The 16,831-nt window shown below is 40.7% G+C and carries 13 protein-coding genes; 6 read left to right on the forward strand and 7 right to left on the reverse strand.

The genetic code is table 11. The features are described from left to right. The first annotated feature begins 423 nt into the window (after window positions 1-423). Window positions 424-2,634 (forward strand): immunoglobulin-like domain-containing protein, encoded by a 2,211-nt coding sequence (locus PVK63_RS16240; protein WP_130088097.1) that lies wholly within the window; start codon window positions 424-426, stop codon window positions 2,632-2,634. Between the two features lie 102 nt (window positions 2,635-2,736). On the opposite strand, the gene PVK63_RS16245 is transcribed toward PVK63_RS16240, so the two are convergent. Next, window positions 2,737-4,083 carry a sodium-dependent transporter gene (locus PVK63_RS16245; RefSeq protein ID WP_130088096.1) on the reverse strand — a complete coding sequence of 449 codons (1,347 nt, stop codon included), beginning with the start codon at window positions 4,081-4,083 and terminating at the stop codon, window positions 2,737-2,739. A gap of 488 nt (window positions 4,084-4,571) precedes the next feature. Between PVK63_RS16245 and PVK63_RS16250 the strand changes: the two genes are divergently transcribed. The 3 genes from PVK63_RS16250 to PVK63_RS16260 are packed head-to-tail and all read left to right on the forward strand — an operon-like array spanning window position 4,572 to window position 6,971. Then, complete coding sequence (locus tag PVK63_RS16250) at window positions 4,572-5,012, forward strand: ATP-dependent zinc protease family protein (RefSeq protein ID WP_130044677.1); 441 nt, start codon at window positions 4,572-4,574, stop codon at window positions 5,010-5,012. Further along, window positions 5,012-5,917, forward strand: a complete 906-nt coding sequence (rimK, locus tag PVK63_RS16255) for a 30S ribosomal protein S6--L-glutamate ligase (RefSeq protein ID WP_012533521.1) — start codon at window positions 5,012-5,014, stop codon at window positions 5,915-5,917. The genes PVK63_RS16250 and rimK overlap by 1 nt, the downstream gene beginning before the upstream one ends. Next, complete coding sequence (locus PVK63_RS16260; RefSeq protein WP_165366856.1) at window positions 5,904-6,971, forward strand: succinylglutamate desuccinylase/aspartoacylase family protein; 1,068 nt, start codon at window positions 5,904-5,906, stop codon at window positions 6,969-6,971. Before rimK ends, PVK63_RS16260 begins: the two co-directional genes overlap by 14 nt. A gap of 64 nt (window positions 6,972-7,035) precedes the next feature. Here PVK63_RS16260 and PVK63_RS16265 read toward each other — a convergent pair whose 3' ends face one another. From PVK63_RS16265 to purL, 4 genes are all read right to left on the reverse strand, one after another. Further along, window positions 7,036-7,521 carry a GreA/GreB family elongation factor gene (locus PVK63_RS16265; protein ID WP_130088095.1) on the reverse strand — a complete coding sequence of 162 codons (486 nt, stop codon included), beginning with the start codon at window positions 7,519-7,521 and terminating at the stop codon, window positions 7,036-7,038. Window positions 7,522-7,698: 177 nt separating this feature from the next. Then, window positions 7,699-8,019 (reverse strand): DUF3622 domain-containing protein, encoded by a 321-nt coding sequence (locus PVK63_RS16270; RefSeq protein WP_130044675.1) that lies wholly within the window; start codon window positions 8,017-8,019, stop codon window positions 7,699-7,701. Window positions 8,020-8,188: 169 nt separating this feature from the next. Then, window positions 8,189-8,698, reverse strand: a complete 510-nt coding sequence (locus tag PVK63_RS16275; RefSeq protein ID WP_130088094.1) for an RNA methyltransferase — start codon at window positions 8,696-8,698, stop codon at window positions 8,189-8,191. Between the two features lie 216 nt (window positions 8,699-8,914). Beyond that, on the reverse strand, window positions 8,915-12,826 hold the full coding sequence (gene purL, locus PVK63_RS16280) for a phosphoribosylformylglycinamidine synthase (RefSeq protein ID WP_130088093.1): 3,912 nt from the start codon (window positions 12,824-12,826) through the stop codon (window positions 8,915-8,917). Window positions 12,827-13,189: 363 nt separating this feature from the next. On the opposite strand from purL, the gene mltF reads away from it, so the two are divergent. Both mltF and PVK63_RS16290 read left to right on the forward strand, forming a co-directional pair. Then, complete coding sequence (gene mltF / locus PVK63_RS16285) at window positions 13,190-14,674, forward strand: membrane-bound lytic murein transglycosylase MltF (protein ID WP_130088092.1); 1,485 nt, start codon at window positions 13,190-13,192, stop codon at window positions 14,672-14,674. Between the two features lie 325 nt (window positions 14,675-14,999). Then, window positions 15,000-15,158, forward strand: coding sequence for a hypothetical protein (locus tag PVK63_RS16290; protein WP_165366855.1), 159 nt, complete (start codon window positions 15,000-15,002; stop codon window positions 15,156-15,158). A 92-nt stretch (window positions 15,159-15,250) separates the two neighbouring features. Here the strand turns inward: PVK63_RS16290 and tadA are convergent, their stop codons facing one another. Both tadA and PVK63_RS16300 read right to left on the reverse strand, forming a co-directional pair. Continuing rightward, entirely contained in the window at window positions 15,251-15,781 is a 531-nt protein-coding gene (gene tadA, locus PVK63_RS16295) for a tRNA adenosine(34) deaminase TadA (RefSeq protein WP_130044671.1), read from the reverse strand. Continuing rightward, on the reverse strand, window positions 15,782-16,654 hold the full coding sequence (locus tag PVK63_RS16300) for a LysR substrate-binding domain-containing protein (RefSeq protein ID WP_130044670.1): 873 nt from the start codon (window positions 16,652-16,654) through the stop codon (window positions 15,782-15,784). Window positions 16,655-16,831: the final 177 nt, after the last annotated feature.

Here is a 16,831-nt window from a genome sequence, read left to right on the forward strand (position 1 = left end):
GAATAAATATTAAACACAATCAGAAAGCATCAAAATCAAACCCAGTCAAATCACACGATCAAAAAATGAGATCTTAATTCAGGTGATAAACCGTCTGAAAATTAATATAAAAGTTCTAAAATAATTTTTCAATTCCCCTCTTTATCATACTTATTCATTTTAAAAACCTTAACAAACAACGACAAAAACCAATATAATCAACAATATACACAAACAATTCAGTTTTATATCATGCAGGAAAGCACAGTAATAATGCATGTTTTTTTTCGATTATTACCTAGTAACATTTTGTTACACTTATAGTGTCACTAATTTGAGAATTCACTGGTAAATTTCACTCCATCAGCAAGGAGCCAGAAAAAAGACGTTACGTTTAATTAACATTGCTTCTGGTCTTAATTCTTTAAAGTGAATAAAAAAAACATGACATTACTAACAAAAAAAATAAAACTTAATGCAATCGCTTTAGCCCTATTTGGTGCAGGCTTCTCTGTTCAAGCTCAAGCAAACGACGACATGGTTAACCCAGAAGGTGGTGTGGTTGTTGGTTACTGGCACAACTGGTGTGATGGTCGTGGTTATCAAGCAGGTAATGCTCCATGTATGACACTTGAAGAAACAAACCCTATGTACAACGTGGTTGATGTGTCTTTCATGAAAGTATATGACACAGCTGAAGGCCGCATTCCAACTTTCCGTCTTGACCCAGCAGTAGGTCTGACTGAAGCAGAATTCATCGACCAAATTAAAGAACTAAACGCACAAGGTCGTTCAGTATTGATCGCTCTTGGTGGTGCCGATGCACACATCGAATTAAAGCGTGGTGATGAAGTTGCTTTTGCTGAAGAAGTAATCCGCTTAGTAGAAGTATACGGTTTTGATGGTCTAGATATCGATTTAGAGCAAGCAGCCGTGACTGCAGCAGATAACCAATGGGTAATCCCTGAAGCACTGAAAATTGTTAAAGATCACTACCGTGCACAAGGTAAAAACTTCTTAATCACAATGGCTCCTGAGTTCCCATACCTGAAAAGTGGTGACAAATACGTTCCATACCTTGAGCGCCTAGAAGGTTACTACGACTGGATCAACCCACAATTCTACAACCAAGGTGGTGACGGTATTTGGGTTGACGAAGAAAACGCATGGATCACTCAAAACAACGATGCAATGAAAGAGAAGTTCATTTACTACATCTCTGATTCATTAATCAACGGTACTCGTGGCTTCCACAAGATCCCACACGACAAATTAGTTTTTGGTATTCCAACAAACAATGACGCAGCAGCATCAGGTTTCGTAAAAGAGCCTCAAGCACTATACAATGCGTTTGATGCACTGAAGAAACAAGGTCAACCACTACGTGGTGTAATGACATGGTCAATCAACTGGGATATCGGTACAAACTCAGCGGGTACACCATACAACAGCAGCTTTATTAATGCTTACGGCCCGTACATTCACAGCCAAACAACACCGCCACCAGTTGCTGGTAAGCCTGTGTTCACTGGTCTAACTGATGTTCGTGTTCAACACGGTACTGTATTTAACCCACTAGCTGGCGTTAAAGCAATGGATAAAGAAGACGGAGATGTTTCTGCATCTATCCTTGTTGAAGGTTCAGTAAACACTCACGTTCTTGGTGATAACGTTCTTACTTACAGCGTGATTGACTCTGACGGTAACGAAACAAAGCAAGCTCGTAATGTAGAAGTGTACAGCGCATTACCAGAGTTTTCTGGTGTAGCAAACACAACCGTAAAAATTGACACTGAGTTCAACGCTCTAGCTGGCGTTAAAGCAACAGATGCTGAAGATGGTGATCTAACCTCTACTATTAGCCTTGAAGGTTCTGTTGACACAACGACTGCTGGTAAATACACATTAACGTACACAGTAAAAGACAGTGCAGAGCAAACAGTAACTGCAACACGTACAGTGACGGTTAATGATGGTTCACAAGTTTGTGTTAACCCTTGGAAAGCAGACCAAGTATACCTAGCTGATGAGACAACGACTCACAATGGCAAAACATGGCAAGCAGGTTGGTGGACTCAAGGTGATGAGCCGGGAACCACTGGTGAATGGGGTGTATGGAAACAAATTGGTGACAGCGATTGTGGCGGTGTAACACCAGAACCAGACGTTGAATTAAACGCTAAAGTGACCGATCTTAAAAACGAGTACTCTGTAGCAGATTCTTCAGCAACAGTAACGTTTACAGTAACAACAAATGAAATGGCGTCTATTAACCTTGATGTTATTGACCGTTTTGGCAGCCCAGTAACGACTTACTCTGCATCAGTTAACGGCACAGAAGCTGTATCTTTAAAACTGGCAAATATTGAAGAAGGTTATTACTCTATGCGTCTAATCGCATCAAACGATGATGATTCAGTGGAAGCGCGTTACAGCTTTAACCTTGTTGCTGAAGATACATCTACGCCAACACCACCACCAAGTGATGTTCCTGCGTACGAAGCGGGTGTAAATTACTCCGCGGGCGATAAAGTATTAGCAACAGACGGTGATGTTTACCAATGTAAGCCTTGGCCTTACACTGCATGGTGTTCAAGCTCTGCTTACGCACCAGCAGAAAGCCAATTCTGGGCTGATGCTTGGGATAAACTATAATTGTTTATCATTGGATGAATAATCCACAACAATAAAAATAAAAAACCAGCATTAATATGCTGGCTTTTTTATACCTAATAGAAAAGCTATCACATCATTAATTTAAAATGATGCCCATAAAACAGTGATAACTAAAATAGGACACACAAATTTCACATATAAAGGCCAAATTTTACCAAAGAAACCTTGTTGAAATTCAGGATACCCTTGCTCAAGTTCTTTAATTTTAGAATGACGACTCCATACCCAGCCACCAAATACACAGAACAATAGCGCTGCAACAGGTTGTAGATATTGAGTTGCAACCATCGCGACCAGACCAAATAACTCACCAAAATTAAAGACAATCACGACACTGAAAGCAGCAATCAATAAACCTAACACCCAACTTGTTGGCGTTCTTTTTGTTTCAAATCGCTCGCTAACTAATGATACTGAACACTCAAGCATAGATATTGATGACGTTAATGCAGCAATCGTTAACAATAAGAAAAATACAATCGCAAACAGATCACCAAACAAACCTAAGCTATCAAACATCATTGGTAATACAGTAAACACCAAAGTATCTGAACTTAATAGTGAACCATCTTCAGCGTAAATTTGAACGCCTTTTTGCATTGCAACAAACATCGCTGGCATAACAACAAGACCAGCAATAAAAGCAACGGCGGTATCTACTAACGTTACATTCATCGCCATCTTTGGTAGGTTCTCTTTTTTACTTAAATAAGAACCGTAAATCAACATTGAACAACCACCAATGGTTAGAGAGAAAAAGCCCTGCCCCATCGCAGCTAAGATCAATTTTTTGTCCATTACCTTTTCAAAATCAGGGATAAGGTAGTGCTTTAATCCTTCTACAGCACCCTGCTGCATCATGATATAAACAAATAATAGACCAAATAAAATGAATAATGCAGGCATTAAACGTGTCGACCACTTCTCAATACCGTCTTTAATTCCACCTTGTACGATTAGAATAGTTAATACATAAAAAATGATTGTACCAAGCAAATTACGTTCAATACTAAAGCCTTTAAACCACTCAGATACGTCATGTAAACCAATGACATTAGCCATCGCACCAAGTAGAAAACAGATTAACCATCCACCAACAATGCTATAAAACATTAATACCGCACTAGGAACACTTAATCCAATCCAACCGACAAACGCACCAAATTTCTTACCTAATGGATTAGAGGTAAGTGAACGCATACTATCAACTGGGTTTGCTTGACCATGACGACCAATTGCCATTTCGACAACCAACATAGGAAAAGCAACAACTAAAATCATAACTAAATAAACAAGTAAAAAGGCGCCACCACCATTACTTGCGGCTTGTGTTGGGAAGCCCCAAATATTGCCAAGACCAACCGCAGCCCCTGCTGCTGCCAATATAAAACCTAATCGTGAACTAAAACTTTCTCTATTACTGCTCATTAAATGCATCACCCAACTAGTACAATGCGATTATATTACCTCGGATTTCATTAAAAACCAGAAAAAATTATCAAAGCTGTTGATTAATTTCTTATAAAATAAAATTTGAGGTGATTTCTTCTGATTTATTTTTAATAGCAACAATATATCCATTCATTTATTTTCATAAAACCACAATAAAATATGCTTTTTTTTTAAACAAAAGGAATATATAACGTATTCCTCTAATAACAAACAAGCATTAGAAAAAGTAATCCAAAAGCGTCAAAATTATAATCAATATTTTATTTGACGAAATTAAAAACTACTGATAAATTCGCCGTCATTGAGTCACGGTGTACACATCCTATAACACCTCTCTACTTACTCCACCAAACTCCAGACTACTGAGTAATACACTCAGACAATTAGATGGTAGCCAAATGGGTTAGATATCCACAAAGTATCAACTATACTTAACGTGGATTTTTTCTATTTGAGACAAATTAATGACTGATAAAATCATTGTTGGATGGCGCGAATCACTTAGCCTTCCAGAACTTGGTATTAAATTAATTAAGGCAAAAGTTGATACTGGCGCTAAAACTTCTTGCTTGCATGCTTTTAAAGTAGAGCCCTTCACAAAGGATGGTGAAGACTGGGTCCGCTTTTGGATTCATCCAGAAAAACGTAATAACGATTTCGTGCAAATTTGTGAAGCACCAATCGTTGACCGCCGAAAAGTAAAAAGCTCAAGCGGTCAAGAAGAGCTACGTTACGTTATTAAAACAACGATCCGAATCTCAGGCCAAGAGTGGCCAGTTGAAATTACATTAAGTAACCGAGAAACAATGGTGTTTCGCATGTTACTAGGAAGAACAGCAATGCAAGATCGTATTGTTGTAGATCCATCGTCGTCTTACCTTGTTGATTTTGAGGAAACTGTATAATGAAAATCGGTATTTTATCGCGCAACCAATCTCTTTACTCTACTAGCCGCTTAATTGAAGCCGCAGAGAGTCGTGGACACGAAGTTAAAGTGATTGATGCACTACGTTGCTACATGAATATCAATTCAGAAAAACCTCAAATTCACTTTAAAGGTGAAGAACTGGTTGATTACGATGCGATCATTCCTCGTATCGGCGCTTCTGTTACTTTCTACGGTACTGCCGTACTACGTCAGTTTGAGATGATGGGTGTATACCCTGTAAATGAATCAGTTGCGATCACTCGTTCTCGCGATAAACTGCGTTCAATGCAATTACTTTCTCGTAAAGGTATTGGTATGCCGATTACAGGCTTCGCAAGCAAGCCTGATGACGTTAAAGACCTATTAGACATGGTTGGCGGTGCGCCAGTTGTGATCAAGCTCTTAGAAGGCACTCAAGGTATTGGTGTTGTTCTTGCAGAAACGCGTAAAGCAGCAGAAAGTGTTGTTGAAGCATTCATGGGCTTAAAAGCGAACATTATGGTTCAAGAGTTCATCAAAGAAGCTGGCGGTGCAGATATCCGTTGTTTCGTTATTGGTGGCAAAGTAATTGCTGCTATGAAACGTCAAGGTGCAGAAGGCGAATTCCGCTCTAACCTACACCGTGGTGGTTCAGCATCACTTGTTAAATTGACTCCTGAAGAGCGTAAGACAGCGGTAGCTGCTGCAAATATTATGGGATTAAATGTTGCAGGTGTAGATTTACTTCGCTCTGAGCGTGGTCCACTGGTTATGGAAGTGAACTCATCTCCGGGCTTAGAAGGCATTGAAAAAGCAACTGGTAAAGACGTTGCTGGCCTAATTATTGATTTTATTGAAAAAACTGCAGCGACTAAAAGGACTAAAACTCGTGGCAAAGGCTAAAAAAAATCAAGCGTTTGAAATACTAACGCACTCGGTTGCACCTGGTGAAAGAAAGGTAATTGAGATTGAAGCCGCTAAGCTTTATACGCACTCACCTCTATCGATCCCTGTTGAGATCATTAATGGCCAGCATGCTGGCCCTATCCTGATGGTAAATGCTGCCATTCATGGTGATGAACTTAATGGTGTTGAAATTGTACGTCAATTAATCAATAACATTGATCCAAAGAAACTAAAAGGCACATTAATTGCTGTGCCTATTGTTAACGTCTTTGGCTTTATTCATAAATCACGCTATCTTCCGGACCGTCGTGATTTAAACCGTTGCTTCCCTGGTTCTGAAAAAGGGTCTTTGGCATCTCGTATGGCAAACACCTTCTTCACTCAGATTGCGCAACGTTGTGATTATATTGTTGATTTACATACTGGTGCTATTCACAGAACGAATTTGCCTCAACTAAGAGCTGATTTAAGTAATCCTGAGACGTTACGTATTGCACACGCATTCGGTACACCAGTGATTGTTGATTCACCTCTTCGAGATGGCTCACTTCGTAGTGAAGCTGAAAAATGTAACATCCCAGTATTAACGTATGAAGCAGGTGAAGCATTACGCTTTGAACCAATTGCGATCAATGCGGGTTATGTGGGTGTACAACGTGTAATGCAAGCTATTGGCATGCTAAAGGCCAGCAGAAAACGCTTACCAGAAGCGGTCATTGCTAAATCTACAAGTTGGTTACGTGCAGAAAGCGATGGTATTTTACGTACGGTTGTAACTCTGGGTGAACAAGTTGAAAAAGGCCAAGTTTTGGCTTACATCAGCGCACCATTAGGTCATAGTGAAATTGAACTTCGCGCTCATAAAGGCGGCATCGTTATCGGTCAACAAACCTTACCTTTAGTTAATGAAGGTGATGCTGTTTTCCATCTTGCTTACTTTACTGAAGATGACGAAATGGTTGGTCAAGCAGTAGAAACCTACATTGATGAAATCATTGAAGCGGATACAGATCAGCTAACTAATGGTCAAATCGCAGTTCCTAGCGTTTAATCACATAGTCAAAATCACATTCTAAAAGAGAGGCTTGCCTCTCTTTTTTTGATCACAAATAAAATTATTTAACATCAATAATTTCGTATTGTTGCTTTTTCCCCGCTAAATTTAACTCAAATTCATCACCGAATTGCAAACCTATTATCGCTTTTCCCAACGGGGCCGACGGTGTGATCAATGAGAAATCCACGCCTTGGTAAGAAACCTTAACTCCACCCGCTGAAGGACCAATAAAGAAGCGACTTTCAATATCATCTTGATTAATTAGAGTCACTAAAGCGCATTGATTAATCGCCGTTGATTCTGAGTAGTCTAAACGTGGTAATTTACGATACGCCAAAATATCCGCTTCACATTCAGCGACTCGTAACGCTTGGCCATGTGCTAAATATGATGCTTCTAATCCAAACGTTTCATACTTACTTCGCGCTATCGCTTCTTTATCAGTTGCTTGATCAATCGCTCGTTGAGTTGCCTCTACCGCCATTTGATGCACATCACGCAACGCTTGGATGATTGATTCTAATAATGCTTCTTTTTCTATCATGAGTAATTTTACTTTATTAATACCATTCTGGATAAGTAGTTGTTCAGATAATCGATTTTAACAAGCAAGAATGATCAAATACTTATGTAGATTGGTATAAAGACATAAAAAATGGCAGTTACGAATAACTGCCATTTTATGGTATCTGTTTTTCAATCACATTTCTGTGATGACAAATTACTCTTCGTCGAAGTCGTATTCGTCTTCTTCTGCATCACGAGCTGCTTCATATTCAGCTTTTTGTGCCGCTGCTTTTTCTCTCTTACGTGCGATCATTTCTTCTTTTTCGCTACGTTGTTCCGCTTTACGATCATTACGAACCGCTTGCGTTTTAGCAAATTCAACAAGCTCTTTCTCTGCCCATTCAACTGCTTCTGCTTCAGTTTCAAAACCAAGCTGACGCTTAGATACAACCGTTCTGCGAGAAGTTACTTGGCGCGTAATTTCAGCAGCCCAAGCGTTACGTTTTTCTACAATACGGTAATCAAATTTTGCCATTTTTATTTCCTAGAATTCGATAGTTAAGGGATAGATCATTATTAGAAAATCCATCTATAACTGCAGGTTAATATCTGCATTCCCTTTAATGCCCGCTATTAGAACACATCTAGCCAAAAATGCATCAAAAAGATGTCAATCTATAAGTACTTTAAAAGAGAAGTAAGTCTTATTTTTTTACGACTAAATGATTGCGATTATCGCGACTACTGCGGATTAACTCATCCCCTTTAACAATGTCCACTGATTTTGCTAATCGGTCGTATAACAGCACATTGACTGTAGCAGCTAGATTCATACATCCAACGGTTGGAACATAAACCACATGATCGGCGCGATCAGCAACTTGTTGTGTAATCGAGCCATCTTCAGGGCCAAACACATAAATTGCTTTTTCTGGATGTACAAACTCAGGAAGCGACGTTGCACCTTCAGCTAACTCAACACAAACGACCTTCATGTCTTTTGGTAAATCATCCAATAAGCAATTTACGCTCGTTAATGGAATTTTATTAGCCACTTTTTTAGTATCCGTTTGAAACTTAGCGGCACGATCATATCGCTCACCAGTATAGCGAACATCATCAACTTGATAGCAGCCCGCTGCACGCATTACTGCACCAACATTTGTCGGGCTTTTAGGATTACTCAAGCCAATCGTTACGTGCGAATTTTTCATTGTTTGTTCCAACAGATAAAGTAAAAAGCTATTCTAACAAAAAAACCGCTGAAGCCTAAACTTCAGCGGTTTTATTTAAAAAAGCCGTCTTTACCCAACTCTTTTATTTATTATAGAACAGAGTGCTTATTTATTTTTCAGATTTTAATCACATTTTTAAAAAATCGTGATAACTAACTGATTATAAGGATTAAGACTCTATTCTTTATTGCTCAATTAACCCACATTCTTACGTGCATTTTGGAACATGCGCATCCAAGCACCATTCTCGCCCCAACCTTCTGGAGACCAAGAGTTAGCAACCGTACGGAATACACGCTCTGGGTGAGGCATCATGATAGTCACACGGCCATCCGTCGTTGTTAAACCAGTGATAGCGTTTGGCGAACCGTTCGGGTTATTCGGGTATTGCTGCGTTTGGTTACCGTTGTTATCAACGTAACGTAGAGCAACCGTACCTGAGTTTTCAATCGCGTTTAGGTGGTCGTTGTCACGCACTTCTACGCGGCCTTCACCGTGAGAAACTGCGATTGGCATACGAGAACCTTCCATGCCATTGAAGAATACAGAATCAGACTTCTGAACTTCAACGAGGCTGAAACGAGCTTCAAAACGTTCAGACTCATTGCGAACGAAACGTGGCCAGTATTCAGCTCCAGGGATAAGTTCACGCAGGTTAGACAACATCTGACAACCGTTACACACACCTAGAGAGAAGGTATCTTCACGCTTGAAGAAGTTTTCAAATTGATCACGCGTAGAGTCGTTAAACAGAACCGATTTAGCCCAACCTTCACCAGCGCCCAGTACGTCACCGTAAGAGAAGCCACCACAAGCCACAAGACCGTTGTACTCTTCTAGTACCGCTTGACCCGTTAGGATGTCGCTCATGTGAATATCAGTTGCTTCAAAGCCTGCGCGGTCAAATGCTGCTGCCATTTCAACGTGAGAGTTAACACCCTGCTCACGTAGAATTGCCATCTTAGGTTTAGCGCCCTTATTTATCATAGGAGCGTTGATGAACGGTGCAGCGATATCTTCATTTACGTCGAAGCTAAGTTTTACGTTTAGACCTGGGTCTGAGTTGTCTTTCTTCGCTTCGTGTTCTTGATCAGCACATACTGGGTTATCACGTAGACCTTGCATCTTGTGCGTTGTCTCAGCCCAGATAGTACGTAGTTCAGTACGGTTACGTTCAATGACTACAGACTCGCCAGACTTAATCACTAGTTCGTTAGAGTCTTCAACAGAACCAATGACGTGTGAACACGCTTCTAGACCGTTTGCAGCAAGTGTAGAAAGAACAGCATCTAGGTCATCGTTTCGAACTTGGATTACCGCACCCAACTCTTCATTAAATAGTGCTGCTAGTGTGTCTTCACCTAACGCTTCAATGTTTGCGTTAACACCACAGTGACCTGCGAATGCCATTTCTGCTAGCGTTACGAATAAACCACCGTCGCCTTTATCGTGGTAAGCCACAACTTGGTCGTTAGCAACAAGTGCTTGAATGCCTTCGTAGAAACCTTTTAGCTGTGCTGCATTGTCTACGTCTGCTGGCTTGTCACCAAGCTGCTTGTAAACTTGTGCTAGAGCTGTTGCTCCTAGACGGTTTTTGCCGTTACCTAGGTCGATAAGTACTAAGCTTGAAGCTCCTTTGTCAGTGCGAAGCTGAGGCGTAATCGTCTTACGAATATCTTCAACACGAGCAAATGCAGTAATAACAAGAGACAGCGGAGACGTTACTTCTTTGTGCTCGCCGTTCTCTTCCCACTGAGTCTTCATCGACATTGAGTCTTTACCCACTGGGATAGTTAGACCCAGTGCTGGACATAGTTCTTCACCAACTGCTTTTACCGCTTCGTAAAGACCGGCATCTTCACCTGGGTGACCAGCTGGAGACATCCAGTTCGCCGACAATTTAATGTGTTTGATATCGCCGATGTTGGTCGCAGCGATGTTTGTGATTGCTTCACCAACCGCTAGACGAGCCGATGCGCCAAAGTCTAGTAGTGCCACTGGCGTACGCTCACCAAGAGACATTGCTTCACCGTGGTAAGAGTCGTAACTTGCCGCTGTTACTGCGCAGTTTGCAACTGGAACCTGCCATGGACCAACCATTTGGTCACGAGCCACAAGGCCTGTTACCGAGCGGTCACCGATAGTGATAAGGAAGGTTTTCTCAGCGACTGTTGGTAGACGAAGAACACGGTCAACCGCTTCGTTCATTTCAATACCAGAACGATCAATCGCAGGGTTATTCACTTTTAGCGTTGTCGCGTCACGGTGCATCTTAGGTGTTTTACCTAATAGGATGTCCATTGGCATGTCGATTGGCGTGTTGTCGAAGTGTGAATCTTCAAGTTTAAGTTCACGCTCTTCCGTTGCTTTACCAACCACGGCGTATGGTGCACGCTCACGCTTACAAATCGCATCAAACGTGGCCATATCTTTATCTGCAACGGCCATTACGTAACGCTCTTGAGATTCGTTACACCAGATCTCAAGTGGGCTCATGCCCGGCTCATCGTTTGGTACGTCACGTAGGTTGAAGATACCGCCACGCTCACCATCGTCTACTAGCTCAGGAAGTGCGTTCGAGATACCACCCGCACCCACATCGTGGATGAATGCGATTGGATTCGCATCACCTAACTGCCAACAACGGTCAATAACCTCCTGACAACGACGCTCCATCTCTGGGTTTTCACGTTGTACTGAAGCGAAATCAAGATCTTCTGCTGATTGGCCTGATGCCATGGAAGAAGCGGCACCGCCACCAAGGCCGATGTTCATCGCAGGACCACCAAGAACAATTAGGCTCGCACCGACTGGGATCTCTTTTTTCTGAACATGCTCGTCACGAATGTTACCAAGACCACCAGCGAGCATTATTGGTTTGTGGTAACCACGCACTTCTTCACCTGCGTGAGAGTTTACTTTCTCTTCGTAAGTACGGAAGTAACCAAGTAGGTTTGGACGACCAAATTCGTTGTTGAATGCCGCGCCACCAAGAGGACCTTCAAGCATGATATCCAAAGCAGTAACGATACGGCTTGGCTTACCAAAATCAGTTTCCCAAGGTTGAACGAAGTTCGGGATCTTAAGGTTAGATACAGAGAAAGCAACAAGACCGGCTTTTGGCTTACCACCAATACCCGTTGCGCCTTCATCACGAATTTCACCGCCTGAACCTGTAGATGCGCCCGGCCAAGGAGAAATTGCGGTTGGGTGGTTGTGCGTTTCTACTTTCATCAAGATGTGTGTTTTCTCTTGATGGTAGCTGTATTGGCGAGTTTCTGGATCTGGGAAGAAACGACCGACTTCAGAACCTGTCATTACCGCTGCGTTATCTTTATAAGCCGACAATACGTGATCAGGGGTCACTTCAAAGGTGTTCTTAATCATTTTAAATAATGATTTTTCTTGCTTAACGCCATCGATAGTCCAATCCGCGTTAAAGATCTTGTGACGACAATGCTCTGAGTTCGCTTGTGCAAACATCATTAATTCAATATCTGTTGGATTACGACCTAGCTTTTCAGTAAAGCTTTCAAGTAAGTAATCAATCTCATCTTCTGCCAAAGCAAGACCTAGGGTAACGTTTGCGTCTTCAAGCGCTTTACGGCCACCGGCTAATAGATCAACTTCTGCATATGGCGCAGGTTCTGCCACAGCAAACAATGCTGACGCTGATTCAAAATCGGTAAATACCACTTCCATCATGCGATCATGGAGAATGGCTTTAAGTTCAACTAATTGAAGTTCAGAAAGCGTTTCAGACGTTTCTATATAAAAAGCAGTACCGCGCTCTAAACGTGCGATTGTAGCTAGGCCACAGTTATGAGCAATATCAGTAGATTTTGAAGACCAAGGCGAGATAGTACCTGGGCGAGGGGTAGTAAGTAGCAATAAACCTTCAGGTTCATGCTCCTCAATCGTTGGACCGTAAGTCAGTAATTTTTCTAGCTTCTCAACTTCAGACGCATCTAAGTCCGCCGTTAGATCAGCAAAGTGTGCAAACTCAGCATAAATACCAGTAACAGGTAAATTTAGCTCGCGACAAAGCTCAAGTAGCTTGTTAACACGAAATTCAGATAGAGCAGGTGAACCACGCAAAATTCTCATGTACTTAGGTCTCTTTGGCAATGAATTAAAGGTAATATTGGAATAGTTTCATGTAGTTAAAAATAGTTAACTCGATTAATTATTCATAACTCATAGTGACTATGCCGATGTTACCTCTGGTATTGCGAGCGCATTATAAAGGATTTTGTTTTGTGAAGTAACACCAAAAGCAACCGTTTGCGTATTTTTTTTGAAAAAAGTGTAAATGACCTTTAAATTTAAAATTATTGCGCAAAAAACAGGCATAACGAAAAATAAACTGTCTCAATCTCTAATAATTGTTGTAATTTGTTACCGTGCTTTTGCCTCTTGATATGCCATTTGATATAACTACGCCTTACTTATTTAAAAGAGCATTCTGACTTGAGCCGCATCCCATATCATCGTCTTCTAAAATCTTGCCTTGTCATTTCTACACTGGTTTTCACCCTTACAGGATGCCAAGTAGAATCAGAACCAAAAACAAAGCTAGAGCAAATCAGGGAACGTGGTGTTTTACGAGTCAGTACGTTAAATAACCAACTCTCTTATTACATTGGTTCTGATGGTCCAACCGGACTAGATTACGATCTGGCAAAAGCCTTTGCTGAAAAACTAGAAGTAAAACTCGAGATCACCCCTGCATATACTTATTCAGGCTTGTTTCCTGCGTTAGAGCGTAATGAAGTCGACATTATCGCGGCCAATATGACAATTACCCCTGAACGCTTACAAAAGTTTCGTCCGGGACCTGTCTACTACTATGTCAGCCAACAAGTGGTATATAAAAAAGGCAGCTGGCGCCCTCGTAATATCAAAAACCTAACTCAACTTGATGAAAATATCACCATTGTTAAAGATTCAAGTTTTGAGGGTACGGTAACAAAGCTTAAAGAAAAGCACCCGAAATTAGAGTGGCATACTGAAGCGGATACTGATGTTAGCGAGTTACTAAAAAAAGTAGCGACTGGCGAAATACACTACACGATCGCTGATTCTGTTGAATTATCACTGACACAACGTATTCATCCTGAATTGGCTGTCGCTTTTGAATTAACGGAAGATCAACCCGTTGCATGGTTTATACAACAAACAGAAGATGACAGCTTACAAGCCCTACTCATTGAATTCTTTGGTGAGTTAAAAGAGAGTGGCAAACTAGCGCTTCTTGAAGAGAAATACTTTGGTCATGTTGAGTCGTTTGATTATGTCGACACTCGTGCTTTTATTCGAGCACTAGAAAGTAAGTTGCCAAAATGGGAACCACTATTTAAAAAATACGCAGGTGACTTTGATTGGCGTTTCCTTGCTGCTCTTTCTTACCAAGAGTCTCATTGGAATCCTCTTGCAAAATCCCCAACAGGCGTTCGTGGCATGATGATGTTAACACTACCTACGGCCCAATCTGTTGGTGTTAAAAACCGTTTAAATCCAGAACAGAGCATTCGTGGTGGGGCTGAATATTTACGTCGAATAGTTAAGCGGGTTCCTGACTCAATTACTGAACATGAGAAGATTTGGTTTGCACTTGCTTCATACAACATAGGCTTTGGACATATGATGGATGCAAGACGCCTAACTCAACGTTTAGGTGGTGATCCTGACTCTTGGACAGATGTTAAAGATAACCTGCCACTATTACGTCAAAAGCGTTATTACAAGTACCTTCGCTATGGCTTTGCTCGTGGTGATGAAGCTCAGAATTATGTAGAGAACATTCGTCGCTATTACCAAAGCATTATCGGCTACGAGCAAGAGCAAGCAAACAAGTTGATCCAAGAAGAAATTACGGTTGAAGATTTGACCGTAATTGATGTTCCACTTTCTTCTGCAGCTGCGACGATTAGTAATGCCACATCTAGCAAATAACTTTCTATTTGCTGGTAATAAAAATTGTTAAAAAAACTTACTAAATGGCATGTTCATGTTACGGTAACAATTAACACATACTCTGAGTTACTTGTTCTCAAGATCATGCCAATTAAAGTTATACCAATGTAATTAATTAAATGATCTATTTATTACGCAGGAAAATCGCTTAAGAATAAGGCAAAAATTCTTATAAGTAGTTATTCTACAATAAAAATTTTTAACGATATTACTAAGTGATTTAACCAGTAATAATGATCAGATAATTACTGGAATTGGTATTAAACGTACTTTAATTTTTATTCGTTTAATTAAGGGGGAGCCCATGCTCTCTAATAGAAGAAAACTTAAACCAAGTACCTCACTAAAAGGCAGTACTCAACGTCGACGTAAGCTGTTAAATAACCACAAGAAAGTGCTTCATCGTCAACGAACTTATGCTATGTCACTGTTTGATGAAGGTGAACCGTTCTCTTGTCGATAATCTTTAGGCAAGCGTTTTTTATTCGCACACAGTAAAAAGGCAAATTGCGATAATTCAATTTGCCCTCTCTTACATTTACTTTATCTTCTAGATTATTCCATCATCTGATTTTTCAATTCAGCTTCCCGCTGTAACTTTCGCTCTTCTTTTTTCTCTTTACGTCTGCGTTTAAAAAAAGCTTGTAGCTGTGCTCTACACTCTTCTTCCATCACTCCAGAAGCACACTCTACAAAATGAAATGCGGTTGCTGACGTAAATAAATTAATCACACTGCCAGATGCACCTGTTTTCATATCTGATGCACCAAAAATAACACGCTTAATACGACTATGCACAATCGCACCAGCACACATAGGACATGGTTCTAACGTAACGTATAACGTCGCATCAACTAAGCGATAGTTTTCAATTTTACTTCCCGCTTGTTTAATCGCCATCATCTCGGCATGTGCCGTTGCATCATGAGAACCAATTGAACGGTTCCACCCCTCACCTATGATTTCACCATCTAAGACAATCACAGCACCAACAGGAACTTCACCTTCTTCTTCAGCAATTGCGGCCAGTTCTATTGCTCGCTGCATATAGAAGTTCGCATCTTTATTTTCTTTTTCAACACTCATCTATTCAGCTAACTCTTGGGCTAAAAATTCAACCAATAAACGAACCTTAGTGGAAAGATGTCGGTTATTTGGATACACCGCCCAAATCCCCTCTTTTGGCTCACGATAAGGTACGAGTATTTCAACCAACTCACCTTTATCCATTGATTCCTGAACATAAAAATCAGGCAATTGAACGATACCTAAGCCTTTTAACGCTGCATTAGTTAAGGCTGCACCGCTATTACAATGAACAGACCCTTTCACTCTTACGCTTTTTTCTTTTTTCTTTTCAATAAAACGCCAAATAGGCAAACTACCAATCAAACAGTTATGCTGAGATAATTCAGATAAGGTATGAGGCTCACCATGTTTTTCAATATAACTAGGAGAAGCGCACACTCTAACCTGTCGACTTGATAAGCGCTTTGCCATCATAGTTGAATCGGTTAAACGGCCTAATCGAATCGCCAGGTCAAAATCTTGCTCAACCAAATCTAATGTCTGATTTGATAAAACAAGTTCAAGCTCAAGCTGTGGGTACATCAGCATAAAATCACTAAGCAATGGCGCAATTAACTGCTCACCATACGTCACCGACGATGTGATTTTTAAGCGTCCTTGAGGTGTTGCATTAAGCTCAGTGATCGCTCTATCTGCTTGTTTTAATCCTTCAACTAAATGACGACAATGCTGATAATAAGTTTGTCCTGCTTCAGTTACCGACACCTTGCGCGTTGTTCTGATCAATAACTTAATTGATAAACGATCTTCTAACGCAGCAACTTTACGGCTAATTTGAGCCACTGATGTATCAAGAGCTCTGGCCGCTCCGGTAAAGCTTTGCGCTTCAGCAACGGCAACAAACTCAGTTACCCCTTCCCAATCAATCACAGGCAATTCCCCACTAGTATTATTACATATTCGTAAAAATTATTTACTATTCTACCGTATTATCAATTGATGCGAAATACTTATAATGGCACCCAACAAGACGACGAGCACAAACAAAAAATAGCACTATGCTTAAAATGAAACTTGCATATATGTCGTCGATTACATTATCCCAAT

Origin of the sequence: Aliivibrio sp. S2TY2, assembly GCF_028765525.1 — a bacterium.
In the GTDB taxonomy this organism is placed as follows: Bacteria; Pseudomonadota; Gammaproteobacteria; order Enterobacterales; family Vibrionaceae; genus Aliivibrio; species Aliivibrio finisterrensis_A.